General features: G+C 47.4%; 25 protein-coding genes. 9 read left to right on the top strand and 16 right to left on the bottom strand.

Going from position 1 to position 24,366, the window contains the following annotated elements; translation table 11 throughout:
* Positions 1 to 4: 4 nt before the first annotated feature.
* From D3H65_RS27915 to trpS, 3 genes are all read right to left on the bottom strand, one after another.
* On the bottom strand, positions 5 to 1,498 hold the full coding sequence (locus D3H65_RS27915) for a sulfatase-like hydrolase/transferase (RefSeq protein WP_119053448.1): 1,494 nt from the start codon (positions 1,496 to 1,498) through the stop codon (positions 5 to 7).
* 9 nt (positions 1,499 to 1,507) lie between these two features.
* Positions 1,508 to 2,143: a deoxynucleoside kinase gene (locus D3H65_RS27910; RefSeq protein WP_119053447.1), complete on the bottom strand. Its 636-nt coding sequence runs from the start codon at positions 2,141 to 2,143 to the stop codon at positions 1,508 to 1,510.
* Positions 2,144 to 2,259: 116 nt separating this feature from the next.
* Positions 2,260 to 3,270 (bottom strand): tryptophan--tRNA ligase, encoded by a 1,011-nt coding sequence (gene trpS, locus D3H65_RS27905; protein ID WP_245999607.1) that lies wholly within the window; start codon positions 3,268 to 3,270, stop codon positions 2,260 to 2,262.
* 200 nt (positions 3,271 to 3,470) lie between these two features.
* On the opposite strand from trpS, the gene gatC reads away from it, so the two are divergent.
* From gatC to D3H65_RS27890, 3 genes are all read left to right on the top strand, one after another.
* The gene (gene gatC / locus D3H65_RS27900; protein WP_119053446.1) at positions 3,471 to 3,770 is read left to right on the top strand and encodes an Asp-tRNA(Asn)/Glu-tRNA(Gln) amidotransferase subunit GatC; all 300 of its coding nucleotides are present in this window, start codon (positions 3,471 to 3,473) and stop codon (positions 3,768 to 3,770) included.
* A 21-nt stretch (positions 3,771 to 3,791) separates the two neighbouring features.
* Complete coding sequence (locus D3H65_RS27895) at positions 3,792 to 4,499, top strand: ABC transporter ATP-binding protein (RefSeq protein ID WP_317127751.1); 708 nt, start codon at positions 3,792 to 3,794, stop codon at positions 4,497 to 4,499.
* A gap of 135 nt (positions 4,500 to 4,634) precedes the next feature.
* Entirely contained in the window at positions 4,635 to 5,195 is a 561-nt protein-coding gene (locus D3H65_RS27890) for a cob(I)yrinic acid a,c-diamide adenosyltransferase (RefSeq protein ID WP_119053445.1), read from the top strand.
* Here the strand turns inward: D3H65_RS27890 and D3H65_RS27885 are convergent.
* Positions 5,192 to 5,845, bottom strand: a complete 654-nt coding sequence (locus tag D3H65_RS27885; RefSeq protein WP_119053444.1) for an ABC transporter ATP-binding protein — start codon at positions 5,843 to 5,845, stop codon at positions 5,192 to 5,194. The two genes, D3H65_RS27890 and D3H65_RS27885, sit on opposite strands and share 4 nt — an antisense overlap.
* A gap of 295 nt (positions 5,846 to 6,140) precedes the next feature.
* Here D3H65_RS27885 and D3H65_RS27880 point away from each other — a divergent pair, with 295 nt between their 5' ends.
* Complete coding sequence (locus tag D3H65_RS27880; protein ID WP_014221625.1) at positions 6,141 to 6,362, top strand: DUF2795 domain-containing protein; 222 nt, start codon at positions 6,141 to 6,143, stop codon at positions 6,360 to 6,362.
* 266 nt (positions 6,363 to 6,628) lie between these two features.
* On the opposite strand, the gene D3H65_RS27875 is transcribed toward D3H65_RS27880, so the two are convergent.
* From D3H65_RS27875 to D3H65_RS27845, 7 genes are all read right to left on the bottom strand, one after another.
* Positions 6,629 to 7,441: an enoyl-ACP reductase FabI gene (locus tag D3H65_RS27875; RefSeq protein WP_119053443.1), complete on the bottom strand. Its 813-nt coding sequence runs from the start codon at positions 7,439 to 7,441 to the stop codon at positions 6,629 to 6,631.
* A 70-nt stretch (positions 7,442 to 7,511) separates the two neighbouring features.
* Positions 7,512 to 7,727, bottom strand: a complete 216-nt coding sequence (locus tag D3H65_RS27870; protein ID WP_119053442.1) for a hypothetical protein — start codon at positions 7,725 to 7,727, stop codon at positions 7,512 to 7,514.
* 13 nt (positions 7,728 to 7,740) lie between these two features.
* Entirely contained in the window at positions 7,741 to 7,965 is a 225-nt protein-coding gene (locus tag D3H65_RS27865) for a hypothetical protein (protein ID WP_119053441.1), read from the bottom strand.
* Entirely contained in the window at positions 7,965 to 9,623 is a 1,659-nt protein-coding gene (gene recN / locus D3H65_RS27860; protein ID WP_119053440.1) for a DNA repair protein RecN, read from the bottom strand. The genes D3H65_RS27865 and recN overlap by 1 nt, the downstream gene beginning before the upstream one ends.
* Positions 9,624 to 9,763: 140 nt before the next feature.
* Positions 9,764 to 11,293, bottom strand: coding sequence for a hypothetical protein (locus D3H65_RS27855; protein ID WP_245999606.1), 1,530 nt, complete (start codon positions 11,291 to 11,293; stop codon positions 9,764 to 9,766).
* A gap of 37 nt (positions 11,294 to 11,330) precedes the next feature.
* Positions 11,331 to 12,086, bottom strand: a complete 756-nt coding sequence (locus tag D3H65_RS27850; RefSeq protein WP_119053439.1) for a zinc ribbon domain-containing protein — start codon at positions 12,084 to 12,086, stop codon at positions 11,331 to 11,333.
* Positions 12,087 to 12,141: 55 nt separating this feature from the next.
* Positions 12,142 to 13,239, bottom strand: a complete 1,098-nt coding sequence (locus D3H65_RS27845) for a Nif3-like dinuclear metal center hexameric protein (protein ID WP_119054685.1) — start codon at positions 13,237 to 13,239, stop codon at positions 12,142 to 12,144.
* 615 nt (positions 13,240 to 13,854) lie between these two features.
* Between D3H65_RS27845 and D3H65_RS27840 the strand changes: the two genes are divergently transcribed.
* The 3 genes from D3H65_RS27840 (at position 13,855) to D3H65_RS27830 (ending at position 17,609) form a co-directional block, all read left to right on the top strand.
* Positions 13,855 to 15,012, top strand: coding sequence for an HlyD family secretion protein (locus D3H65_RS27840; RefSeq protein ID WP_119053438.1), 1,158 nt, complete (start codon positions 13,855 to 13,857; stop codon positions 15,010 to 15,012).
* 39 nt (positions 15,013 to 15,051) lie between these two features.
* Positions 15,052 to 17,214 (top strand): peptidase domain-containing ABC transporter, encoded by a 2,163-nt coding sequence (locus D3H65_RS27835; protein ID WP_119053437.1) that lies wholly within the window; start codon positions 15,052 to 15,054, stop codon positions 17,212 to 17,214.
* 65 nt (positions 17,215 to 17,279) lie between these two features.
* Positions 17,280 to 17,609: a helix-turn-helix domain-containing protein gene (locus D3H65_RS27830; RefSeq protein WP_211345563.1), complete on the top strand. Its 330-nt coding sequence runs from the start codon at positions 17,280 to 17,282 to the stop codon at positions 17,607 to 17,609.
* A gap of 137 nt (positions 17,610 to 17,746) precedes the next feature.
* Here D3H65_RS27830 and D3H65_RS27825 read toward each other — a convergent pair whose 3' ends face one another.
* The 4 genes from D3H65_RS27825 to D3H65_RS27810 form a co-directional block, all read right to left on the bottom strand.
* Entirely contained in the window at positions 17,747 to 17,983 is a 237-nt protein-coding gene (locus D3H65_RS27825) for a hypothetical protein (RefSeq protein ID WP_119053436.1), read from the bottom strand.
* 83 nt (positions 17,984 to 18,066) lie between these two features.
* Entirely contained in the window at positions 18,067 to 18,312 is a 246-nt protein-coding gene (locus D3H65_RS27820; RefSeq protein ID WP_119053435.1) for a hypothetical protein, read from the bottom strand.
* A 294-nt stretch (positions 18,313 to 18,606) separates the two neighbouring features.
* Complete coding sequence (locus D3H65_RS27815; RefSeq protein WP_119053434.1) at positions 18,607 to 18,864, bottom strand: hypothetical protein; 258 nt, start codon at positions 18,862 to 18,864, stop codon at positions 18,607 to 18,609.
* A gap of 350 nt (positions 18,865 to 19,214) precedes the next feature.
* Positions 19,215 to 19,397: a bacteriocin gene (locus D3H65_RS27810; protein ID WP_119053433.1), complete on the bottom strand. Its 183-nt coding sequence runs from the start codon at positions 19,395 to 19,397 to the stop codon at positions 19,215 to 19,217.
* 163 nt (positions 19,398 to 19,560) lie between these two features.
* Here D3H65_RS27810 and D3H65_RS27805 point away from each other — a divergent pair, with 163 nt between their 5' ends.
* Complete coding sequence (locus D3H65_RS27805; protein WP_119053432.1) at positions 19,561 to 20,160, top strand: hypothetical protein; 600 nt, start codon at positions 19,561 to 19,563, stop codon at positions 20,158 to 20,160.
* A 118-nt stretch (positions 20,161 to 20,278) separates the two neighbouring features.
* Here the strand turns inward: D3H65_RS27805 and D3H65_RS27800 are convergent, their stop codons facing one another.
* Entirely contained in the window at positions 20,279 to 22,696 is a 2,418-nt protein-coding gene (locus tag D3H65_RS27800) for a hypothetical protein (protein ID WP_119053431.1), read from the bottom strand.
* A 138-nt stretch (positions 22,697 to 22,834) separates the two neighbouring features.
* On the opposite strand from D3H65_RS27800, the gene D3H65_RS27795 reads away from it, so the two are divergent.
* Positions 22,835 to 24,343 carry a carboxypeptidase M32 gene (locus tag D3H65_RS27795; RefSeq protein ID WP_119053430.1) on the top strand — a complete coding sequence of 503 codons (1,509 nt, stop codon included), beginning with the start codon at positions 22,835 to 22,837 and terminating at the stop codon, positions 24,341 to 24,343.
* Positions 24,344 to 24,366: the final 23 nt, after the last annotated feature.

Below are 24,366 nucleotides of genomic sequence, written 5' to 3'. Positions count from 1 at the left end.
TTGCTCAATATACAATGGAATCCTTCAGCATTGGCAGGCTTTGGTGAAAGAGGGTATTGAAGAGTACCCTGAACTGGTTCACATTGGTCATACCATTGTACCAGCCTTCGTATCTTTTATCAGGGATATAAACTGCATTAAGATTTTGATAAGCCAGCGATCTTTCTTTTCTTCCTGCCACCTGATAGCCATGATCGCTCATTAGTATGATCACCGCCTTACTTCCGGTGGCAGCTTTCAGCTCATTCAAAAAAGTACTGATCCGTTTATTGGTATAAACAAGGTACTGCAAAAATGCCTCGTCGATATATTGTTTATCAATGTTTCTTACTTCAGTAAAAGGAGGCATGCGTTTTCCTGTGCTATCAAAAATGAATGGGCCATGCGGCATCATCAGGTGCAGGTAAGTAAATGTCGGCTTATCCTGCTTCTTACGGGCATCTGATAATGTGGCGTTCATCATTTGCTCATTATTCATCTCAAAATCATCATGTACCTTTTTTGCCGTACCAGGAGCCCATCCATTCCTCTCCAGGAAAAGGGGAAGGTATTTGGACACACGGTAATACATTGTTTGTTGGGTTATTAACTTCACGTTATCGGGCAATAATCCGGACCGATAACCAGCCGGCACATCCTTAATGTCGAAAATAGAATAATTCACGATCTGGTAGCCCTGGCTTTCGAAGTAGCGGCATACCATGTTGTTGTGGAAGGTAGAGACTGCTGCATTATAAGCGTAATGGTTTTTTATCACGGGTGAACCGACATTTCCCAGGTATTGCATATTCAGCGTGGAGGCCATGGAAAATATAGTAAAAATATAATTGCTGTGTGTACCTGCAGTTATATGAAATCCCTGCTTACGTAAAGAAGTTTCAAATGCTGTGTTATCGTATTGATAATACTCTTTTAATCCGTCTGACCCGAGGTAAGTATCCAATAAAACGAGATAAACGGGAACCCTGGTACAGGTGTCACAATTCGTCAGACCATATTTTTCCAGCGCTGTGTTCTTCTTATCAGATGATAGCGCCAGGAAATGCTGGGTGATCATACACAGATCGATCAAGATATATATTGACAACAAACTATTAATCAATAAAACCGGCTTACCGAAACGCAGGCGGGTTTTCCTAAGCCATATTAACAGCCCTCCAATAGCTAGTAAGCATAACGGAAAAAATATGATCAGCCTGCCTATTAATGAAAACAGGTTGAATGTATTCAGAAAATCCTGAATTACGCCAAAGAAAAGCACCAAAACAAAAACGAAAGAAGTAAAGAGACCGGCCTTCTCTGCATCAGCCTTAAATATCTTCTTGCCGATACCATATAAGAGCAAACCTGCGACCAATAATATTGTCAGTAATAGCAGCAATTCATGAAAGGGGATTAGTCCCTGGTGTTCGCTATACCCATGAATAACAAAAAAAAGTATAACGCCAATGAAATGCCAGTTGGTGGTCAACAGTTTTCTCAGGCGTGCCTGTACCATGATAATGTTTTAGAACAACCCGTACAGTTGCGAATCGATCCTGCTGATGATATCTCCCAGGTCTTCTTCTTTTTCGGGAAACTTGTTTTTGTCGATGTCTATGACCAGGAGGGGACCTTCTTTGTAGCCATCGATCCATTTATTGTAATAGTCATTGAGTCGTTTCAGGTAGTCGAGGCGAATATTCTCTTCGTACTCCCGGCCTCTTTTTTGTATCTGGGCCACCAGGGTGGGCACAGATGCTTTGAGGTAAATGAGCAGGTCCGGAGGTTGTACCATCGACTTGAGGGTCTCAAAGAACAGGAAGTAGTTGTCAAAATCCCTTTTGCTCATAAGGCCCATTTCATGGAGGTTGGGCGCAAAGATGTGCGCATCTTCATAGATGGTCCTGTCTTGTACCACGGTTTCGGTGCCACGGTGAATATCCAATAACTGGTTCAGGCGGCTATTGAGAAAGTAGATCTGCAGGTTAAAGCTCCAGCGGGGCATGTCCTCGTAAAAATCAAACAGGTAAGGATTATGGTCCACATCTTCAAACTGGGGTATCCAACGATAATGTTTGCTCAGCAGTTCTGTCAGGGTAGTCTTTCCGGCGCCAATATTTCCTGCTACAGCTATATGCTTGGGTTTTTTACTTTTTGCCATCGTTATTAGTTCATAGAATCAGATCCCTGTTTCCCGGATGGTGTGACCCGGGATGTATGGACCAAAAATTTAAGGTATTGATTCTTTTTGGTTTTTGGTTTACAGAGCAGGAGTTTTTAATAATAAATCAGTCCCATGGCTTCACGCACCAGCGCCATCGTTGCTTTTGCACTGGTACGGGCCTTGTCGGCGCCTTTCTCCATAACAGCTTTCAGGTATTTCTCGTCGTTACGGATAGCCTCTGCTTTTTCGCGGATGGGAGCAATGAAATTGACCATATCCTCTCCCAATTGCTTTTTCATATCACCATAGCGGATGGTGCAATTGTTGTAATCGTCTTCAAACTTTTTGATCACCTCTTCTTTGCTTACCAGCTTCATCAGGAGGAAGATATTCTCTATATAGTCGGGCTTTACAGAATTGGGAACAGTGGGGCCACTGTCGGTCTTGGCTTTCTTAACCTTATCAAGGATCAGTTTATCAGTATCAGACAGGTAGAGTGTAGCGTTCTGGTTCTCACTCTTGCTCATTTTGCCGGCGCCATCAAGGCTGGGCACTTTTACCAATTGCTCCCCATAGTTGAAGGCAAATGGTTCGGGGAACACCTCACCATACCGGTGGTTGAACCGGTTTACATAGGTACGCGACATTTCCAGGTGTTGCTCCTGGTCTTTGCCTACCGGCACCAGGGCCGCCCGGTGCAGGAGGATATCAGCTGCCTGTAATACAGGATAAGTAAGTAAACCGGCGTTAATATTATCCGGTTGCAAACGGGCCTTGTCTTTAAAGGTGGTGGTCTTCTCCAGTTCACCTTTATAGGCCAGCATATTGAGGTAGAGGTACAGTTCGGAGGTCTCAAATACATGGCTCTGGCAATACAGGGCGGCTTTATCGGGATCCAGGCCACAGGCAATGTGTTCGGCCAGTACCCGGTGGATATTCGTTTTCAGTTCTTTTGTATCCGGATGGGTGGTCAGCGCGTGGAGGTCTGCCACCATAAAAAAGCAGGGATATTCTTCCTGCATACGCACAAAATTGCGCAAGGCCCCAAAGTAATTACCCAGGTGTAAAAAGCCGGTGGGACGGATACCGCTCATAACAATCTGTTGCTGATCACGCTTTTCCATAAGGGGGCGAAGATAAGACGATTTCGGATTTAGGATGTAGAATTTCGGATGGGGACAGATCGCTGATAAACAACTAAAGGCATGCCTATTGGGCTTAAAACAAGCACGAACAGGCAGGTAATCAACAGGCGCTGTGTACGGAGTAATACGAAATCCTAAATTCTACATCCGGAATGTTTTTTCAACTATTTTTGTTAGGTATGGAAGTCAATGACGCATTAGTGGAAAACCTCGCCAACCTGGCCCGTTTGCAGTTCAATGAAGCTGAGAAAGAAATAATTAAGCATGACCTGCAACGAATGATCCATTTTGTCGACAAACTGAATGAGCTGGATACGGAAGGTGTTGCCCCCCTGTTACACATGTCGGATAACGTCAATGTATTGAGGGAAGATGTGGTGCAGGGATCGGTATCCAGGGAGGAAGGGGTTAAAAATGCTCCCGACACAGATGGCATATTCTTTAAAGTACCCAAAGTGATCCGGAAAACGGAAGCCTAGCGTACGCATCAACCAAATATCATGATGAAGTCTATTATTCACCTGGAAGAGATCCGTAAGAGCTATTTCATGGGTAGACAGGAGATCCGCGTACTGAAAGGAATCAACCTGGATATCCTTAAAAACGAGTATGTGGCCCTCATGGGACCTTCGGGGTCGGGTAAGAGTACCCTCATGAATATCCTGGGCTGCCTGGACACGCCCACCGCCGGAAAATACATATTGAACGGACAGGATGTAAGTAAAATGGTGGATGACTCCCTGGCTGAGGTACGCAATTCGGAGATCGGGTTCGTATTCCAGCAGTTCAACCTTCTGCCCCGCCTCACAGCCCTGGAAAATGTGGCCCTTCCACTGGTATATGCCGGTGTTCCCAAAAAGCAACGGACGGAAATGGCCATGGAGGTGATCCAGAAAGTAGGCCTGGAAGAAAGAAGCCACCACAAACCCAATGAACTTTCGGGCGGACAAAATCAGCGGGTAGCCATAGCCCGGGCCCTGGTCAACAGCCCCTCCCTTATACTGGCCGATGAGCCTACCGGTAACCTCGATACCAAAACCTCCATCGAGATCATGGACATCTTTGGCAAGATCCAGGAAAGCGGCAATACCGTGGTACTGGTAACGCATGAAGAAGATATTGCCAACCATGCCCACCGCATCGTACGGTTGCGTGATGGCGTTATTGAAAGTGATAAACGCCGTAGCGATCAGCTGGTAACAGTGTAGCGTTTCGGGTTTGGAGTTTCGGGTTCTCAGGTGTAACAGGCTGAATAAATCTGTAAACCTTAACCGCTTACATTTGTCTCAACAATTCCAATTCGCGGAGCAACGCTAAACACGAAACTCAAAACACGAAACAGCATGGCCTTTAAGATCTATACTAAAACCGGTGATAAAGGCAATACTTCCCTCATCGGCGGCACCAAGGTTCCCAAATCGCACCTGCGCATAGAAGCTTATGGCACCGTGGATGAGTTGAACTCCTATATCGGTCTTTGCCGCGACCTCATAATGGACGATACCAGCCGTGCCGTGCTGCAGGAAGTACAGGACCGCCTCTTCACTATTGGCAGCGCCCTGGCCTGCGATCCCATCAAAGAGCCCAAAATGCGTATCCCCGATCTGAAGGATACTGATATTCATTTCCTGGAAAAAGAGATTGACCGGATGACGGAAGCACTGCCTCCTATGAAGCACTTTATTCTGCCCGGAGGTCATCCCACCGTATCACAGCTGCATATAGCGCGTTGCGTATGCCGTCGTGCCGAACGTTGTTGTGTAAGACTGGAACTGGAAGGCCAGGAAGTAGAAGCCATCATTCTTCAATATATCAACCGCCTGAGCGATTACCTGTTTATGCTGGCCCGCTACACCGGCCAACAGCTGCAAGCCCCGGAAATACCCTGGAAGCCAAGAGTTTAAATTACCATTTTCCCGTCTCTCATATGCAAGATCCTGTCGCTCATTTGCGCCAGCTCCTCATTGTGCGTTACGATCAGGAAAGTTTGGTTGAACTGTTTGCGCAGGTCGAAAAAGAGCTGGTGCAACTCCCGGGCATTGGCCGAATCCAGGTTGCCTGTAGGCTCATCGGCAAATACAATTTTGGGATTATTGATCAGGGCCCGGGCAACAGCCACCCGCTGCTGCTCGCCGCCCGATAAGGCATTGGGCTTATTTTCGAGCCGGCTTCCCAATCCCAGCATTTCCAGCAGCTGTACGGCCCTTTCGGCCACCTCTTTTTTCTTGCGGCCGGCCATCCAGCCGGGTATGCAGACATTTTCTACCGCGGTAAATTCGGGCAGCAAATGATGGAATTGGAATACAAAACCAATATGATGATTCCGGAAAGCAGCCACCTGCTTATCCGCAAAAAAGTTGATTTTCTGGCCGTTGATCATGACCTCTCCCTTACTGGGCTGGTCCAGGGTGCCTAAAATGTGGAGTAAAGTACTTTTTCCGGAACCGGAAGGGCCAACAATACTGGCAATTTCCCCCTGTTTGATGGTCAGATCTACTCCTTTCAGTACCCAAAGCTGGTCGTAATATTTATGTATGTTGGTGGCCGTTAACATGTATTGCGAATTGTGAAACAAAGGGTCAAGATACTACAAACCATTGGCTTCCGGCCCGGCCGGACGGCAGGTTACTTTTTTTAAGAAAATGTTGACCCCGCTTTTCAAAGATTGATTTGGTTTTTTCGCGAAGAAGGTTACTTTTGCGAAAAAATTGCCGGGTACCGTTTTGCCTGCCGGATAAGAAAACCGGGTTCCATGCAACAGTCCCCCGACAATAATTGTTAGGTTTTGCGGCTTTGTTGAAAGGATGTACAAAGCAATTTCCTGATAAAATTTTTAAAACGGGCATCCCATGTTTTGGACACTAGAATTAGCATCATATCTTGAAGACGCACCCTGGCCTGCTACCAAGGACGAATTGATCGACTACGCTATCCGTAGTGGCGCACCTATTGAAGTGGTAGAAAATCTCCAGGAACTGGAAGATGAAGGAGAGATCTATGAGGGTATTGAGGACATCTGGCCCGATTACCCCAGTCAGGATGACTTCTTCTTCAACGAAGACGAATATTAATACCCTACTTACTTAATTGATAAAGCGGACCTAAGCGGTTCGCTTTTTTATTCTGTCTAAAATACAAATGCAAAGGGTGAGCCGCCTTAAGAAGGCGACCCACCCTTTGCATTTAACATGCCCATCCTTTGCATTTAACATACCAACCCTTTGCATTTAACATACCCACTCTTTTTAATTTTAATGCGATACAACAAAAAAGAGAATGGTGGGTCGCCCTTCGGGGGCGGCTCACCATTCTCTTTTAGCTAATAATAAGCTCGTAATTATTTCTCCATCTGATCGATCACAGCTTGTGTTACACCCGTGAAAGAGAATCCGCCATCATGGAAGAGATTCTGCATGGTTACCATCTTAGTAAGATCGCTGAACAGGGTAACACAATAGTTGGCGCAGTCATCAGCACTGGCATTACCCAACGGGCTCATCTTTTCGGCATAGGTCAGGAATCCATCAAAGCCCTTTACACCACTGCCAGCAGTTGTCTTTACCGGTGATTGTGATACGGTATTAATCCTTACTTTTTTACGAATGCCATAATGATAACCAAAGTTGCGCGCTACTGCTTCCAGCAGGGCTTTGGCATCGGCCATTTCATTGTAGTCGGGGAACACACGTTGTGCAGCAATATAGGTAAGACCTACCACGCTGGCGTGCTCATTCAAAGCATCCATATCCCAGGCAGTGCGCAATACGCGGTGCAAGGACATGGAAGATATATCCAGTGTTTTTTGGTTCCAGTTATAATCGATCTCTGTATAATGCTTGCCCTTGCGCACATTCATGCCCATGGCCACGGAGTGTAAGATAAAATCAATACCACCACCAAAATGCTTCATGGCTTCTTCAAACAGCTTCTTCAGGTCATCCATATTGGTTACATCGGCAGGGATCACAGGCGCTTTGGTTGTTTCGGCCAGTTTATTGATCTCTCCCATCCGCATGGCTACCGGTGCATTGGTCAATACCAGCTGAGCGCCTTCTTCATGGCAGCGCAGTGCAGTTCTCCAGGCAATGGATTTCTCATCTAAGGCCCCAAATACGATCCCTTTCTTTCCTTTAAGCAGGTTGTACGACATAACTGGCTTATAGTTTATTGTTTTTTATGATGGTTGAGGCGTAAAAATAGGAATATTTGACAATTAAAACTCAGCTCAACCACTCATATACCTTTACCAGCGTTAATATTCCTACTACTACAATGCTTATATTGACAGCTATCAACAAGCCGGTATACAGGAGCAAGGCTGGTAAGGACCGGCTGCTAATGATCTTTTCATTGAAATAGCGGTAGGCCCTAAAACCTGCCAGGAATACGATACCACCCAACAGCGGGAACAACATTAATTTGAGGATAGGTAACATAACAATAAGCGGGTTAGTAGCTGAAGACTGTTTTTGACAACACGAATATCACTATACTGGTATATAATAGTGTGAAGGCTATCACAATTATCAGGTAAGCGAGAAATCGCAGCACGGATTCTTTCGGCCGCACCAGCTTCAATAAGTATTTATTGAGGTAATAAGCGGGCAATACACCCAGTAATACCCAGGTTACCAGGAGAAAGGGATTGAGAAAAATATTGGGGAGCAAAAACATTAGTTCATCACCATTTCACGGGCATTTTCCAGGGCAGCCGCTGTAGGCTTCTCACCACTGAGCATCTTGGCGATGGCCGTGATCCGCTCTTCCTGGGAGAGTAATTTGATATTCGTTTTGATCGTATCTCCCTTGATCTGTTTGTACACAAAGAAGTGGTAATCGGCCTTGCCGGCTATCTGCGGCTGATGGGTAATGCTGATCAACTGGCGTTTTTTGGCCAGGTCTTTCATGATAATACCCACCTGTTTGGCAGCCTCACCGGAAATACCGGTATCAATTTCATCAAAGATCAGGGTACCCAGGTCGAGGGATTGCGCTACCAGCGATTTGATGCACAACATCAACCGGCTTAATTCACCACCGGAAGCCACTTTACGGATGGGCTCAAAACGATTGCTTTTATTGGCATCGAACAGGAATTCGATCACATCTATGCCATGTACCTGCAGTACATCAGCCTGCTGGGCATCTACCTGCAGCCGGGCATTGGGCATACCTACCTGTGCCAGCAGCTTATTGACCTTATCCTGCAAAGGCTTTATTTGCTTCACCCGGTTGGCTGAAATAGTCTTAGCGATCGCCTGCGCTTCCTGCAGAGATTGCTGTACGGCTTTTTCTTTGTTGAGTATAGCTTCATCTATATTCAACACTGCCTGCAGCTTTTCTTCCAGCGTAGCTTTAATGGCCAGCAATTCGGCAGTGGTTTTCACGCCATGTTTTTTCAGGAGCTTGTAACCAACAGCCATGCGGTCATTCAGCTGCTCTATGCGCTGCGGGTCATACTGCACATGGTCATTGATGCGCTCCACTTCATCGGCAATGTCCTGCAATTCTATCTGGGCCGATAGCAGTCTTTGTAGAAGGACGGGCAAATCGGTATGGTAGCCGGTGAATGACTGCAACTGGTTGCACAGCGACTTTAGTTGCTGCACCATCGGTTGCTCGCCTTCATTCAATTCATAAGCAACCTTGGTAAGCGCGCTTTTAATACCTTCCGAATTGCTCAGCAATTTGAGGGTGGTATCTGTTTCTTCCAGCTCGTTTTCTTTCAGTGCTGCTTCTTCCAGTTCGTCGTATTGGAATTTATTGTAATCGTATTCTTTGGTGAATTGGTTCTTCTGTTGTTGCAGGCTGTCCAGTTCATGACGTGCATGTTGCCATTGGGTGAACAAACTGCGGTACTGCTGTAACAAAGCACCATGACCAGCCAGGGCATCCAGCACATCGCGCTGAAAATCTGAAGCGCCCAGGTCGAGGGTATCGAATTGACGGTGCAGGTCGACGAGGAGGGAACTCAACTGGCGCAATTGTTCCAGGTTGACTGGTGTATCATTTACAAAAGCCCTCGATTTACCATTGGCAGCTATTTCACGGCGGATGACCAGTTCATCTTCCGTATCGAGGTCATACTCCTTCAGGAAGGCTTTTATTTCTTTTTGCCCGTTGGTTTCAAAGGTTCCTTCAGCCACGCTTTTTTTGGCGCGGTCCAATAAGACGGAAGAATCGGCCCGGTCGCCCAGGATCAGGGACAGGGCGCCCATGAGGATCGATTTACCGGCACCGGTTTCACCGGTAATGATATTCAGCTTAGCCGAGAAGTCGATCTCGATCTCGTCAATAATTGCGTAATTCTGAATAAAAAGTTTCTTTAGCATAGGGAGTCAACGATTCGGCAAATTAGCTAATCCGGAAGTATTTCTATAAAGATGTTTTCCTCATTCGTAATCAAAAAGGTGAGTCGCCTTGCAGCGCGGCTCTGCAGAACGGCAGGGCGGCCCACCTTTAAATATTGATCCTATTCCTTGCATCTTCCTATTCCGGCTTTTGCCCGCTGATCGAGGGAATTTTTAAAATCATGGTCTTTCATGCTGATGCATTTTTCAAACCAGGAGATGGCAGTGGCCTTATCCTTGCGCTCTTCGTAGATAAATCCGATATGAAGGGCCGCCCGGGCGGCAAAATATTCCTTGCGGTCTTCGCCCAGGGCAATGGCGTCTTTATAAAAAATGATCGCGTCGTCATCTGCCCCCAGGTCATCGTACAGGCGGCCTACCCGGTAGGCAAATTCCAGGCGATCTTCGATCTGTGGAAAATCGGCCGTCGTTTTACCATGCAACAGGCGCAATGCTTCCCGGTGATACCCGCCGTCATTCAGCAACCTGGCTTCCAGCAACAAACGATTGGGCCAGCGCGTAGCTTTTGTTTCTTTTTGCGCCAGCTTATCGGCATCGGTATCGGTATTGCCCCTTTTGCCAATTTCCTGCCGGTACCAGCTGGCCTTTGCCTGGTCGTTCTGCAGGTAATAAGACCAGCTTAGTTTCAGCAACACATCTTTCACATAGAACTTTCCTTTGAAGTTGCGGAGGAATTGTTCAAAGTAAACAGGAGCATCCGGCTCCAGGTGGTGCAGTTTGGCATATCCCATTTCCAGGTCCCATACGGGTGTTGCCAGGTAACCTGCTGCCTGGCTCCTGGCTTCCAGTACCTGCTTTGCTTTATCGGCCTGTTGATTGTTGAGGCTCAGGTTGGCCGCCAGGTAGGTAAACAGGTGATTGTTCACTACATCCAGTTGTTGCTGCCCGATAAAGGCAGCCACCCCTTGCTTATCATTGTTGAGGTAGAACTGCAGGTAACAATAATAAAACACCGCTTCTTCATGGAACAGCTGTGCCCATTCATCTTTGGCATTCAGGAATTTCGTTACCCGTTCCATACCCGCTTTCATATTGCCTTTCATGCCCAGCAGGTTACTCAGCCATTTGTAGCCATCGGGTATGGTAGCCGTTACCATCTGCATGGCGCCATTATACAACAGGTTTGGTGAAAAAGAGGGCCAGGCTTTCAGGTTGTCCTTGGCCTGCAGGTAAGAGCGGCGGAACTCCCACCCTGCATCCCAGCGCTCGCCAAACTTAATGCGGATGGCCGCCCACTGAAAATGCAATACCGATTTGGTGTAGAGGTACCAGGGTGAATCTTCCGGCCCTTCATTCATGCGGTCCAGGCGATCTTCCAGGTGACTGCTGCTGGCTTTGTATACTGCCGGATCTTCATTGAAGAAGAGGGTGAAGAAATCAATATAGTTCTCCAGGAAATAAGGAATGAGGTTGTTGGGATGCCGGGCTTTTTCTGCATTCAATAAGCGCTGGCCATTTTCCAGTTTCAATTGAATGATCTCTTTATAGGCCTGCCGGCAGGCAATATTGAAATCGAAGGTCTTTTGCGCCACAGCGGGCAGCACCGGAATGAGCAGTAACAAGAGAATATGACAATACAGCCGGTGGTTCATAGATACTGCAATATAGGCATAATAAAAAAAGGCGCTCATTGCAGAACGCCTTTTCAATATTACAAGACACTTTGGACTACTTTACTTCCACGCTGTCAAACAGGTCGCGGTCTACCAGGATACGACCACAGTTTTCGCAAACAATGATCTTCTTACGCTGGCGGATCTCACTCTGACGCTGAGGAGGGATGGCATTGAAGCAACCACCACAGGCATCACGCTCTACAGGCACTACAGAAAGACCGTTGCGGTAGTTCTTACGGATGCGGTCATATGAATTCAGTAAACGCTCTTCTACCTTTTCACGGGCTTCGGCAGACAGTTTATTGAAGTGTGTTTCTTCCTTTTCAGTAGAAGCGATGATCTTTTCCAGTTCACCTTTCTTGGTGTTCAACACACCTTCTTTGGCAGCGATGTTCTTCTTTGCCTTGTCGAGGATCACTACTTTTTCAGCGATCTCTTCGTTGGCATCGCGGATATGCTTTTCAGCCAGCTTCATTTCCAGTTGCTGCATTTCGATCTCTTTGTTGATCGCTTCAAACTCACGGCTGTTCTTTACATTCTCACTTTGCTTTTCGTATTTCTTGATCAGGGCTTCTGCATCCTTGATCAGGTTCTTCTTGGTATTGATGAATTCCTGGATACCATTGATCTCTTCTTCAATACGCGTTTGACGGGCATGCAAACCCTGTATTTCATCTTCCAGGTCGCTCACTTCCATCGGCAACTCACCTTTCAGAACCTGGATCTCATCAATTTTAGATTCAATTTTTTGGAGGGAAACCAATGAGGATAATTTCTCCTCAACAGAATACTCTTTTACGTTAGCCATATATGCTTTATGGTTTTTTTATTTGCAGATAAGTTCCCAAATTGCTTTGGCCAGATCAGACGAAGTAACGTACCGGATTGGTTTTCACTTCGCTTTTTAGGACGGCAAAGGTAGTGAATTTTTCCTGCAAAACAGTAATCAACAGGGCGGTAGTAAACTGCTCGCTCTCAAAATGGCCAATATCGGCAATTACCATCCGGTCGTTGGCATCGAAAAACTCATGGTATTTCATATCGGCAGTGATGAAAAAGTCGGCTCCGGCAGCTAAAGCCTTGGAAACCAGAAAGCTACCAGCACCCCCACAAAGGGCTACCTTCCTTACCGGCTTGTCCAGTAAGGGCGTATGACGGATGACGGTAAGCCCGAATTCCTTTTTTACCAGGGCCAGCAGGTCTTTTCCTTCCAGCAGGTCGGGCAGTTCACCCAGCAGTCCCGATCCCATACCCGGGTGGGTATTGGCCAGTTCTACCACATCGTAGGCCACTTCCTCGTAGGGGTGTACGGCTATCAGGGCCTTCACCAAGGCCGTTTGCAGCCAGGCCGGGAAGATGACTTCCAGTTTCACTTCTTTTTCCTCATGCCGGGTACCAGGCTGTCCTACAAAGGGATTGGTGCCCTCTCCGCCCTTAAAAGTACCTTCTCCCTCCACGCCAAAACTGCATTCGCTGTATTGGCCTATATGGCCTCCCCCCGCGGTAAAGAGGGCGGACCGTACCTGTTCGGCCTGTGCCAGGGGCACAAAGGTGTAGAGCTTTTTCAGGGTGGATGCTTTGGGCGCCAGGACGGACCTTTTTACCAGGCCCAGCTTGTCGGCCATTTTCCCGTTTACCCCGGCCAGTACATGGTCGAGGTTGGTATGGATAGCATAGATGGCTATATCGTGCTTAATGGCGGCTATAACGGCTTTCTCCACGTAATTCTTTCCATTGATCTTCTTCAACCCGCCAAAAATGATGGGATGATGGGCTACCACCATATTGCATTTCCGGGCCACCGCTTCCAGGATCACCGCTTCCGTGGTATCGAGGGTGCAAAGTACGCCGGTGCATTCCCAGGCGGCATCGCCCGTAAGCAGGCCGGCATTGTCATAGCTTTCCTGCAGGGAGGGAGGCGCTATGGATTCGAGGTGGGCTATAATAGCGGCTATGTGCATGGAATTCATTTACTTTTCAAAGATAATGGCAAATGCAGCGCTTAAAGATCAGAAAAATGAAGCGCTATTTCAAAAGATGCTGGTCTCAGTCAGGCCTTTAGGTACTCTCTTCCTCCTTGTATTATAGTGTCATGCTCTATTTATCTTCAGGTCATCTTAGGTTTATTAAGAGGTATTTTCCCTGGAAAAACCCTAGGATGACCCTAAGATGAGCCTAGGATGAACCTAAGATACAAGGTAGATGAAGCCTTGAAGAGAAGAGGAAGAGGCCATGAAGCAACCTGGATACAGCCAGGGAAGGCCTGGCTCTGCGGCATAAAACAGTAAACATGGCAGTGCTAAAGTAGCAGCCGGGGTTTTAAAATAGACGATCGACGGCTAATTTAAAACCTACGCGGTTAAAATATGCGTAAAAGGTTTAAGATAGGGCCATATCGTCTTGTTATGTTATTTTTGAATAATATAGAATCCGGGTTAAACATGGATTCGTATACGTTAAGGCACCCAACCAAGGATCAGAAACTACAACCTCACTCCTTTTCAGTTTTAAACCTGTGTGTGATACCCCATTTATTGACCTGTTGGAATTTGTTTGTGTAACAAAATCGTGACTTCATGCCCAGGATCTTCCCGGCGGAAATGATGCAGGATTCTGCCTATTCCTGGCTGCCCAAAGTGCAGCCCAGGAGCCAGATCATCTATACCCTTGTGACAGGTGCTGTTGTAGCAGCGCTTATCGCGGCTATTTTTATTAAGGTAGATGTATCGGTCAATGTGCCCGGTATAGTGCGGCCCCTGACGGAAAAATCAGAATTGCGCAGCCTTACCAGCGCCAATATTGCTACGGTATACGTGAAGGAAGGAGAACACGTAAAAGAAGGACAGCTGCTGCTGGGCCTGCAGCAGGAGGTGACCAATGATAAGCTGGACCAGACGGGCTTTGAACTGTCGCAGCGGGAAACGCATATGCACGACCTGGCGCTGCTGGCCAAAGGCGCCGGCCCCGCCCGCCTCTACTCCAATCTCTACAAACAGCAATACCTGGGCTTCCAGGCCAATCTCGCCGAAAAACGCTCAGTACTGGACAAGCTGAAATCGGATTACCAGATGTACAGCAAACTGTACGACGACAAGATCATCGCCAAAAAAGAATTCCTCGAAAAGAAATATGCTTACGAGCAATCCAGGGCTGTGTACCAGGCAGCCATAGCAGCCCAAAACAGCCAATGGCAGCAGGACCTGGAACGCCTGCGCCTGGAAAAGCGGCAATTGCAGGCCGGCAAAAAGCAATTGCAAAAGGAGAAAGACCTGCTGGAGATCAGGGCGCCGGTAGCCGGCACGGTACAGCAGTTCAGTGGCCGCTATGCAGGCGGCAGTGTACAGAATGGGGAGCTGATCGGTTATATCTCTCCCGATTCGGGTATGGTAGCCGAAGTATATGTATCACCCCAGGATATTGGCTATATCTATGCTGGTATGGCGGTCAAATGCCAGGTAGATGCATTTAATTATAACTCCTGGGGGATCCTGCCGGGCAAGGTACAATCGGTAGACAATGATTTTACGCTGATCAATAATGCACCGGTCTTCAAAGTAAAATGTGTACTGGATAAAAATTACCTGCAACTATCCAATGGCGTTAAAGGATACCTTAAAAAAGGTATGACGATGCAGTGCCGGTTTATCCTGGCCCGCCGGGGATTGTTGCAATTATTGTATGAACGGGCCGACAGTTGGATCAACCCGCATTCAAAAGGCAGTAATGTCCAATAGATACCTCCATTTACCATAACCGGCACCTGCACCAATACCATGAAAAAAAACATCAAAGTAAAGCAGCACGATATTACAGATTGCGGAGCGGCCTGCCTGCAATCAGTGGCGGCTTATTACAACCTGCAGCTGCCCATAGCTGCCATCCGCCAGTATGCCGGCACGGATACCAAGGGCACGAATGTACTGGGACTCATTGAAGCAGCTCAAAAAATAGGTTTTGAAGCCAAAGGGGTAAAGGGCAGTTTCGAAGCACTGTTCAATATGCCGGTACCGGCCATTGCCCATGTGGTGATCAACAAGCGCCTGAGTCATTATGTAGTGATCTACAAGGTGACCAGGGAATTTATACAGGTAATGGACCCCTTCGACGGGGAAATACACCAGCATACGCACGAATCTTTTAAAGATATCTGGACAGGGGTGATCATTTTACTGATGCCTGCCGAATCATTCAAAGCAGGCAATGAGAAAATATCACATCTCCGGCGCTTCTGGCTATTGCTGCGACCGCACAAGGAAGTGACCTTACAGATCATCTTCGGCGCCGCGATCTATACCATCCTCGGCCTGGCCACCTCGCTGTATGTACAGAATATTGTGGACCATGTATTGATCGGCGGTAATACCCGCTTACTGAATATGATGGGTGTAACGATGCTGCTCATCCTCGTACTGCAATTATTTATCGGCGGTTTCAAGAGTGTTTTTGCCCTGAAGACCGGTCAGCAAATAGACGCCCGGTTGATATTGGGATATTATAAGCATTTGTTGAAACTGCCCCAGCAATTCTTCGACACGATGCGGGTGGGCGAGATCACTTCCCGCATTACCGATGCGGTGAAAATAAGATCATTCATCAATGAGACGGCTACCGGCCTGGTGGTCAATGTTTTTATTGTAGCCTTTTCCTTCCTGGTCATGTTTGTATACCAATGGAAGCTGGCCCTGCTGGTGCTGACCATCATTCCCATTTATATCTTATTGTATTGGGCGAGTAACCGGTTTAACAAGAAATGGCAACGCACGCTGATGGAGAACAATGCGGAGCTGGGCAGTCAGCTGGTAGAATCGCTGAATACCATCAGCACCATCAAAAGATTTGGGCTGGAGGAACATGCCAATATGAAAACGGAATCGAAGTTCATCCGTTTGCTGCAAACGATCTACAAGACCAGCATCTTCAATATTTATGCAGGTAACGTGGCCAGCTTCGCCACCAGCCTGCTGGTAGTAGCCTTATTGTGGGCGGGTGCCTACATGGTGGTGAACCGCAGCCTGAGCGCCGGTGAGTTGCTCTCCTTTTATGCCCTGATCGGTTATTTCACCGGCCCGGCAATGGGTATCATCGGCGCCAATAAAAGCATGCAGGATGCACTGATAGCAGCCGACCGTTTGTTTGAGATCATGGACCTGGAGCAGGAAGACAGTACGCACAAGATGAAGCTGGCGCCGGGCGCCACGGGTGATATTGTTTTCCACGAAGTGGGATTCCGTTATGGCACGCGGGCAGAAGTGTTTCGCCAATTCAGCCTTACCATACCAGCCGGTTGTATTACAGCTATTGTAGGAGAAAGCGGCAGTGGCAAATCGACCCTGATGTCTTTATTGCAAAACATTTACCCGGTAAGGAGTGGTCATATCAGCATTGGCGGCAAAGACATCAAGTACCTGGATATGGAAAGTTTACGTCAGCGCGTAAGTGTGGTACCGCAACAGGTGGACCTGTTTGCCGGCACGGTGCTGGAAAATATTGCGGTGGGCGATTTCGAGCCGGATATACAGCAGGTACTCAATATTGCTACGGAGCTGGGCATTATCGAATTTGTAGAACAGTTGCCGGCCGGGTTCAATACCTGGCTGGGAGAACATGGGGCCACGCTTTCCGGCGGACAGCGGCAAAGGCTGGCGATAGCCCGTGCCTTATACCGGCAGCCGGATATCCTGATCATGGATGAAGCCACTTCTTCCCTTGATCCCATTGCCGACCAACTGGTGCAAAACACGATGCAACGTTGGCGGAAGGCAGGTAAGACCATTATTATCATTGCGCACCGGCTGAGCACGATCATTAAGGCCGACAAGATCGTAGTGCTGAAGAATGGACAATTGCACGAGGAGGGTTCGCATGAACAGTTGCTGGCCAATAAAGCCATGTATGCGCAGTTGTGGGAGCAACACCAGGGTGTGATCACTGTATAACTGCTGTAAACCCATGGCGTAGCAGTTCCTGGACATGGGTGAGGCAGATCCAAATATATTCTTACATGAAAAACAAAGGCCGCCGGGACCGGCAAAAAGGGCCAATCCAAAAACCTGATGAAATTATGTTACCGCAAACCATATCAACTACTGAATCGATCGCCACCAAGATCAGGATCCTTCGACGCAACAGGGAATACTCGCAGGAGTATATGGCGGTGATGCTGCACATATCGCAAAACGCCTATAGCCGGCTGGAGAATGGCAAAACGCCCATTACCCTTGACCGGTACTATGAAGTATGCCAGATATTACAGATAAAACCCTCCGAATTACTGGATATGGTAGAAATGCCCAAGCCCGCTAAGGCAGCCTGGCGTAGAAGCAGCTACTAAGACCGTCCCGGGAAAGGAGCTCATACATAAATTTTTACAATGCATAATAAGAAACGGCAAATAAAGAGGTGACGCCTTTTCTTTGCTTTGCAAACAAAAGGCGTCACCAACAAAACAGATACTACACAAGACGAATATTAGAGCTTAATACCTTTCAGGCTACCAAGCAGATTATTTATTGCACTGGTTAGCCCGTTAATAATACTTTGCCCTGCGTTTAGTGCACCTGTAACAATCGGATCGACCAGGGTGCCCACAAGACCAAGTGGATCGTTGATGATGATAGTGGGATAGAGAAGATCGAGCAAACCACCACCATTGGTTTCTACGGCTTCCACTTCTGTTAATGCTTCGAATTGATCCACGTTGTTCATACAATTATTTTATTGAGAAAGAATATTTTACCTGTTGAGGAATACCAATACCCGCTTATTTATCTGATCGCGGAATGGCTGACCTATTGAGGTATAATAGAGCCAGGCAGCGGACGCAGGGCGCTGAGCAGATTGTTTATGAGCCCTCCCAGGTTGCCGGCAAGCGGATTAGCGCCTGCGCCGGTAAGCAGCGGATCGACAATATTGCGTAGGAGACCGAGCGGATCATTTACCAGGATGCCGGGCGCCAGGAAATCCAGCAGGCCACCGCCATTGATATCTGTTACATCTGTTGCTGTTAATGCTTCAAATTGATCAAAGTTGTTCATACAATGTATTTTAATAGTGAAGGAATCTTTTAGCCAATAAAGTTGACCTATACCCGCTTATTTACCTAACCACCGTATGTTTAAATTATAGGTACAGGTTGTAAGTAACAGGTAAAAAAAAGGCCGGCACGAAACCGACCTTTTAAGGCTTCAGAAAAGATTTCGCGATTCTTTCTGCCATCACCGTCCAAGTGAATACGTTTTATTTCATCAGTACCTAACCAGGCGTACCGCCTGCAGTATAACTGATGTGCGGGAATACGATGTCCTCCTGGATGGAGTGTGCGCTAGCGCCTACACAGTAGGTAAAGCAGGCAGCTTCAGATTAGCGAGGAAAGTAGCTACACCTGCACCGATCACGCCAAGTGCAGCGCCTGTACCGGCACCAATTGATGTGAGCGCATTGCCTGCACCGGCAGTCACACCACCTACCCCTGTAAGTGCATTACCAGCACCAGTAAGGAGGGCTGTCACACCATCCAGCAAACCACCACCATTGATGGCTGCTACTTCTGTTTCAGATAATGCTTCGAATTGATCAAAGTTTCTCATAAAAATGGCTTTAAAAATGAAGAATGTATTGATGTGTTAAAATTGCTTTTTATCCACCTTTTTACCTAACCACACAGTGGTTAAATTATAGCCATAGGTTGTAAGCAGGAGGAGGCTTACACAGCAGGAGGAGTATCTGAATGAATTGATTAAGTGAAGATGTAGCGGATTCCAGCTACCAGGAATGCATACCTGTATCAAAAAAGATATGCACAATTATCCCTTACTGAAATGAGGTAAGACCTATACCCTGTTGAGATACAATGCGTATTCCAAACATAGTTGGCCGGGGGCATAAAAAAAGGCCGGTGTGCGTTCCGGCCCTTACTGACTATATATTCCCGACATCCTTATACAGGCAGATTAAGTCCCAGTGAAGCCAGCAGTTGTTTAACTGTGTTCAAAACAGGCGTAAGCAAGGGGCCTACCAATGGAAGACCACCCAGCAGACCAGTGAGGGTATCTACCAGGCCACCGCCATTCACTTCCATCATTTCCTTTTCTGTCATAGGAGAAAACTGATTGTTTTTCATACTAATTGTGTTTTAAAGTGAAGAATGTTTTTGGGACCATAAAGTTGACATATGCTTCAATAGTAACCTAACCACCCTATGGATAAATTAAACCCGGAGGTTTTAAAACAGGCAGGCACATAAATTGTATAGATTTGTAGCACCGAACTATAAAACAGACAAGATGCGCACAACCTGGCTGATTTTATTGATCATGGTATTGGCCGGAGGCGCCATGTATTATATAGCTACCCGCCCCAAAGTGGCGGCGCCTTACGATACGATTGCCCTTCATGACACGCCCGATTCCATTCGCAGCAAATTGCGTGTTTTTGCCGCCTATGATCCTACAGACATTACCTACCGCGACAGCGCCTGGTTCCAGCAGGACTCCATTCCCCTCAAAGAGATCGCATTGGATACGATCGCCGTCTCTTTCGATAAAAATTACAAGTCTGTTACCTTTTACCTCGATTATGACCACGCCTGGTTTTATGATGTAGAGGTTAATAAGCCCGGTCAGGATGTTTCATACCAGATCAGCTTTGCGGTGAACAGGCTGAATGATTCCATGCGGGTAAGCGGTATTATCAATGACCCCCTGCATGATCAATTGCGGTTAAGCGGCCCTATGATGAAGATGTATAGCTCCTTTATACTTTCGTATAGCAGAAAACTGCCGCCGGTCACAGATTCCACACAAAAAAGCACCGCACCCGACAGTATGGAGCCAGGAAAGCCGGCCACCCCTCCCAGCAGGGTCATTACAGTATTAAAGAAATAAAAAAATCCGCTACCGGGATGAGCGATAGCGGATCAATATTTTGCTGAAGCTCCTTACTGTCAATCCTTCGACAGCCCTTCGACAAGCTCAGGGTGACATTGCTCAGGATGGCAAATTATTATTCGATCAGTTTCTCTATCCGTGTAAGCCTGCCTTCTTCATTCATACCTTCCATGATGATCTTGATGCGTTTGGTAACATCATTGTTGTAAAACTGGACAGTAACCCTGCGGTTTGCTTTATCTGTGAGCAGGTAAGGAGCCCAGTAGAGGGTAGTACGTACATCAGGCACATCATGCAGCGCTGATTCTTTGGAGTAATCCGGCTGATAAAATTCTTTTAAAGAGGCATAACCCGCCAGGAGGTTCTTTTCCATGCCACCGGGAATGGAAGCAGTGTTCTTGGCAGCATCATTACCTTTCCTGGTATAGATGGCAATGGCGCCACCGGAACCACCTCCCGACGCACCAAAGAATGGCGGACGGAACGCTTTTACATAAGCGATATCTGTAACCGGTATATTCTGGATCATGTTGGCATCCACCGGCATTTCATCGAGGAATAAAGAAGTATTGGATTGGCGCCAGGAAACGGAGGGCCCGTTGGGGCCATTCATATTGATCTGCAACCCCGCCACGCGGCCCTGCAGGTATTGGAAGATATTCTGGGCCGATTGGGCAAATGGATCATTGACCATATCAAAGGAAATGGCATCGCCGCCGGCAAAGAGGCCACGGGCGTATTTATCGTCCATCAGGTCTTTGGCAGAACGCACTTTGGCCTTTACGGTTACCGCTTCCAGCGTCTTGATCTGCCGGGCGATCTCCGGTCGTATACGTTCGGCCTCTGCTGCAATGAAACGGCTCCGGTTGAGGGCGCTGGTATCCAGCGGTACGGGTATCCGCCAGGCCGAATCCAACGGCAGGGTACTCTGCCCTTTCCAGGTTCCGTTGTTAAAGTTCACTACGGCCCGTTCTGTTAGTCGTTTATCCTTATTGAATTGGTAATACACCCGTACCGTGTCAAAGAAGATCAATCCTCCTTCCCTGAACCGGGCATGTCCATCCAATGGCAGGGAAAAGAACTGGCGGGAAGAATCTTTGCCTTCTACAAAAGCATTGATGCTGCTACCGGCTGGTATCTGGCTGGGAGGCACCCCCATCACTTCACCTTGCAAAGCCAGGTAATTATCACGGGGATACTTAATAGTGGGCAATTTGCCGGCAGCCAGGTCCTGCCATTTAAAGCGGCGCCAGCCATTGGTCATCATTACCAGGTCGAGGTAATACCGTGTGGAATCATCCACCACATTGAAATAGTAAGAAGGCTCATTGACGGTTCCCTTTATATCACCGGTGAGCATGAGGCGGGAAATGATATTGTCTTCCCCCTTATCGGCCATGGCTACATCGGTAATGGCCACAGACAGGTTGGACCGGAGGGTGTCGGGTACTTCGATCGTGATCAGGTTTTTGCCGCGCTTATTTACGTTTTTAGTACCCACATTGATGGCAGCATCAAACACATAATCCTCTTTATTGATAAATACAATACGCTCTGCCAATGGCTGCCAGTTGCTGTTGAACAGGGTCATCTCCAGAATACCGCTGGGCAGCTCAGTGAGCGGAATAGTGCCGCTGGTCATGAAATTGGAGGAAAGATTGATGGTCGCTTTATAGACTACCTGTTGGTACATGTTGCCTACCAGATAGAGCTTCTGCAGCTCAGGCGTAGCATTGGTAGAACGCTTGATGATAAATGATTGCATTTTTTCAGAACCTATCAATTGCAGCAAAGCGCCATTGGGCCGGGCCACAGGGAGGTCTGTCTTATAGGATTTCCCCTTTTCATCCTGCCATTCGGCGGTGTAGGTTGTATTGGCCTGCGGCTCGAGGTCAAACTTACCCATGCCGTCATGCACGCTGTTAAACGCGGCTACCTGCTTGCCCTTAGCATCCTTCACGACGCCTTTCACGTATACCGGCAAACCATAGCTATCCACCGCTTTAAAAGCGATGGGGTTAGACAGTTCGGCCACCATATCCCCTCCCTCGGGGAAGAACTTCAGCACGGTTTTATTGTCGGCCGGTTTCTTATCGGCCACCGTATTCTTGTTGACGATACGGATATTTTTGCTGTATACAAATGCGGTATCGAAATTCAGCATCCAGGTGGTGTAGGCCCTGAAAATAACCGAGGAATTGGTCATGGTGAGGGGCAGGTCGAAATAGCCTGCCGTAGACGCTTCAAAGATGGGCGTCAATTTCCTTTGCAGCACTTTACCGGTAGCCGGATCAATTAGTTCAGTATAAAAGTTCTTGCTGATGGGTGAAGGCAGCAGGCCGGAAAACAGGTAGGCTTTGAACCAGATGGTCTCACCCGGATTGTATAAAGCTTTATCGAAATGGATATGCACTTTCTCCTGGGGGTAGCGCTCACCATACACATTGATCATGGAATCAATTTGCTGTGCGTGGGCAAGCCGGGGAACAAAGAATACGATGCATAGGGTAAATAAAATGGATGCGTATTTCATGTACAAGTTTCTTGTTAACAAATTAATGGCTTTATTGCCTTAAAATTCATAAATTTTTGTCTATGAATTGTTAAAAGGCACTAACATTTGTCCTTCCCCTAACATTTTCGGATTTTAGCGCGGTAAAAAAAATCACATATGACTAAAACTCCATCCGATAAACTATACCAGCAATATAACAGTACGATGCGCAAGATAGCGGACATCCGTTATTCCTCCGCTTTATTACAATGGGACCAGGAAACTTACCTGCCCCCGAAGGGAGCTGCTATACGCGGCCAGCAGATAGCCACCCTTTCTGAAATAGCCCATCAATATTTCACCGATGATACACTGGGCGCGCTGTTGCAGGAATTAAGCGGTCGCGATGACCTGTCGGTGCAGGAAAAGAAAAATGTATCCCTCACCTGGGAAGATTATTCCAAACAAAAGAAATTCAGTCCGGCTTTTGTACGGGAACTCACGGAAACGGTCAATAAAAGCTTTCACAGCTGGCTGGAAGCCAGGAAAGCAAATGACTTTAGCGTGTTTGCCGGCGACCTCTCTAAACTGGTCACGTTGAAAAAGCAGGAGGCGCAGCTGCTGGGCTACCAGCAGCATCCTTATGATGCCTTACTAAATGATTATGATAAAGGATCTACGGTACAATTGCTGGATGGCGTTTTCAATACCATCAGGCAGCCATTAAAAGATATATTAAATAGCATACAATCACGCCCGCAGGTAAGCAATGAATTCCTGCACCGGCATTATCCAAAAGCGCAGCAGTGGGCCTTTGGCATGCAGGTATTGAAAGACCTGGGCTACGACCTGGAAGCGGGCCGGCAGGATGTATCGGAGCATCCTTTTACCATCAATTTCAACAGCCGGGATGTACGGGTCACCACCCGTATTGATGAAAATGACCTGGGCAATATGGTATGGAGCTGTATTCATGAAACAGGCCATGCATTGTATGAACAGGGGCTGCCCGACGAAGCCTACGGCCTTCCGTTGGGAGAGGCAGCATCATTAACCATTCATGAGTCGCAATCCAGGTTGTGGGAAAACCATGTAGGCCGCAGCAGGGCTTTCTGCGAACATTACTTTCCCGTATTGCAGCAATACTTTCCGGAACAATTAAAGGATGTGACGGCAGAGACCTTCTATTATGGCATCAACCAGGTGGCGCCTTCCCTGATCCGCACGGAGGCAGATGAAGTAACGTACCATTTCCACGTGATGATACGGTATGAACTGGAAAAACAATTGCTGGGAAATACCCTGGCCACCAATGATATTCCGGCTTGGTGGAATGAGCATTACCAGCAGTACCTGGGCGTGACAGTGCCGGATGACAAGCGGGGATGCCTGCAGGATGTACACTGGAGCCATGGCAGTTTTGGCTACTTTCCCACCTATAGCCTGGGCAGTTTTTATGCCGCCCAGTTTTATGAGAAAGCCACCCAGTCTATCAAAGGCCTTGATACACAGATACAAAAGGGAGATACTACGGCTTTACTGCAATGGTTGCGCAAGGGCGTACACCAATATGGCCGCCAGTACACCAGTGAAGAGCTGAGTGCGCAGGTAAGCGGGGAAGTACTCAATATTCAGCACTTTTTACGGTACCTGCTTGACAAATACAAGGATATTTACAAATTTTAGGGTGCGGTAAGTGTCAGGCTGAG

The organism is Paraflavitalea soli (genome assembly GCF_003555545.1).
Classification (GTDB): Bacteria; Bacteroidota; Bacteroidia; order Chitinophagales; family Chitinophagaceae; genus Paraflavitalea; species Paraflavitalea soli.
The sequence above is the reverse complement of the archived record's forward strand: the minus strand, read 5'-3'. Positions and strand labels throughout refer to the sequence as shown.

Coding starts and splice junctions, on each gene's coding strand:
- D3H65_RS27915 (WP_119053448.1), bottom strand. CDS start 1,498: ATGGTACAGGCACGCCTGAGAAAACTGTTGACCACCAACTGGCATTTC.
- D3H65_RS27910 (WP_119053447.1), bottom strand. CDS start 2,143: ATGGCAAAAAGTAAAAAACCCAAGCATATAGCTGTAGCAGGAAATATT.
- trpS (WP_245999607.1), bottom strand. CDS start 3,270: ATGGAAAAGCGTGATCAGCAACAGATTGTTATGAGCGGTATCCGTCCC.
- gatC (WP_119053446.1), top strand. CDS start 3,471: ATGGAAGTCAATGACGCATTAGTGGAAAACCTCGCCAACCTGGCCCGT.
- D3H65_RS27895 (WP_317127751.1), top strand. CDS start 3,792: ATGATGAAGTCTATTATTCACCTGGAAGAGATCCGTAAGAGCTATTTC.
- D3H65_RS27890 (WP_119053445.1), top strand. CDS start 4,635: ATGGCCTTTAAGATCTATACTAAAACCGGTGATAAAGGCAATACTTCC.
- D3H65_RS27885 (WP_119053444.1), bottom strand. CDS start 5,845: ATGTTAACGGCCACCAACATACATAAATATTACGACCAGCTTTGGGTA.
- D3H65_RS27880 (WP_014221625.1), top strand. CDS start 6,141: ATGTTTTGGACACTAGAATTAGCATCATATCTTGAAGACGCACCCTGG.
- D3H65_RS27875 (WP_119053443.1), bottom strand. CDS start 7,441: ATGTCGTACAACCTGCTTAAAGGAAAGAAAGGGATCGTATTTGGGGCC.
- D3H65_RS27870 (WP_119053442.1), bottom strand. CDS start 7,727: ATGTTACCTATCCTCAAATTAATGTTGTTCCCGCTGTTGGGTGGTATC.
- D3H65_RS27865 (WP_119053441.1), bottom strand. CDS start 7,965: ATGTTTTTGCTCCCCAATATTTTTCTCAATCCCTTTCTCCTGGTAACC.
- recN (WP_119053440.1), bottom strand. CDS start 9,623: ATGCTAAAGAAACTTTTTATTCAGAATTACGCAATTATTGACGAGATC.
- D3H65_RS27855 (WP_245999606.1), bottom strand. CDS start 11,293: ATGAGCGCCTTTTTTTATTATGCCTATATTGCAGTATCTATGAACCAC.
- D3H65_RS27850 (WP_119053439.1), bottom strand. CDS start 12,086: ATGGCTAACGTAAAAGAGTATTCTGTTGAGGAGAAATTATCCTCATTG.
- D3H65_RS27845 (WP_119054685.1), bottom strand. CDS start 13,239: ATGCACATAGCCGCTATTATAGCCCACCTCGAATCCATAGCGCCTCCC.
- D3H65_RS27840 (WP_119053438.1), top strand. CDS start 13,855: ATGCCCAGGATCTTCCCGGCGGAAATGATGCAGGATTCTGCCTATTCC.
- D3H65_RS27835 (WP_119053437.1), top strand. CDS start 15,052: ATGAAAAAAAACATCAAAGTAAAGCAGCACGATATTACAGATTGCGGA.
- D3H65_RS27830 (WP_211345563.1), top strand. CDS start 17,280: ATGAAAAACAAAGGCCGCCGGGACCGGCAAAAAGGGCCAATCCAAAAA.
- D3H65_RS27825 (WP_119053436.1), bottom strand. CDS start 17,983: ATGAACAACGTGGATCAATTCGAAGCATTAACAGAAGTGGAAGCCGTA.
- D3H65_RS27820 (WP_119053435.1), bottom strand. CDS start 18,312: ATGAACAACTTTGATCAATTTGAAGCATTAACAGCAACAGATGTAACA.
- D3H65_RS27815 (WP_119053434.1), bottom strand. CDS start 18,864: ATGAGAAACTTTGATCAATTCGAAGCATTATCTGAAACAGAAGTAGCA.
- D3H65_RS27810 (WP_119053433.1), bottom strand. CDS start 19,397: ATGAAAAACAATCAGTTTTCTCCTATGACAGAAAAGGAAATGATGGAA.
- D3H65_RS27805 (WP_119053432.1), top strand. CDS start 19,561: ATGCGCACAACCTGGCTGATTTTATTGATCATGGTATTGGCCGGAGGC.
- D3H65_RS27800 (WP_119053431.1), bottom strand. CDS start 22,696: ATGAAATACGCATCCATTTTATTTACCCTATGCATCGTATTCTTTGTT.
- D3H65_RS27795 (WP_119053430.1), top strand. CDS start 22,835: ATGACTAAAACTCCATCCGATAAACTATACCAGCAATATAACAGTACG.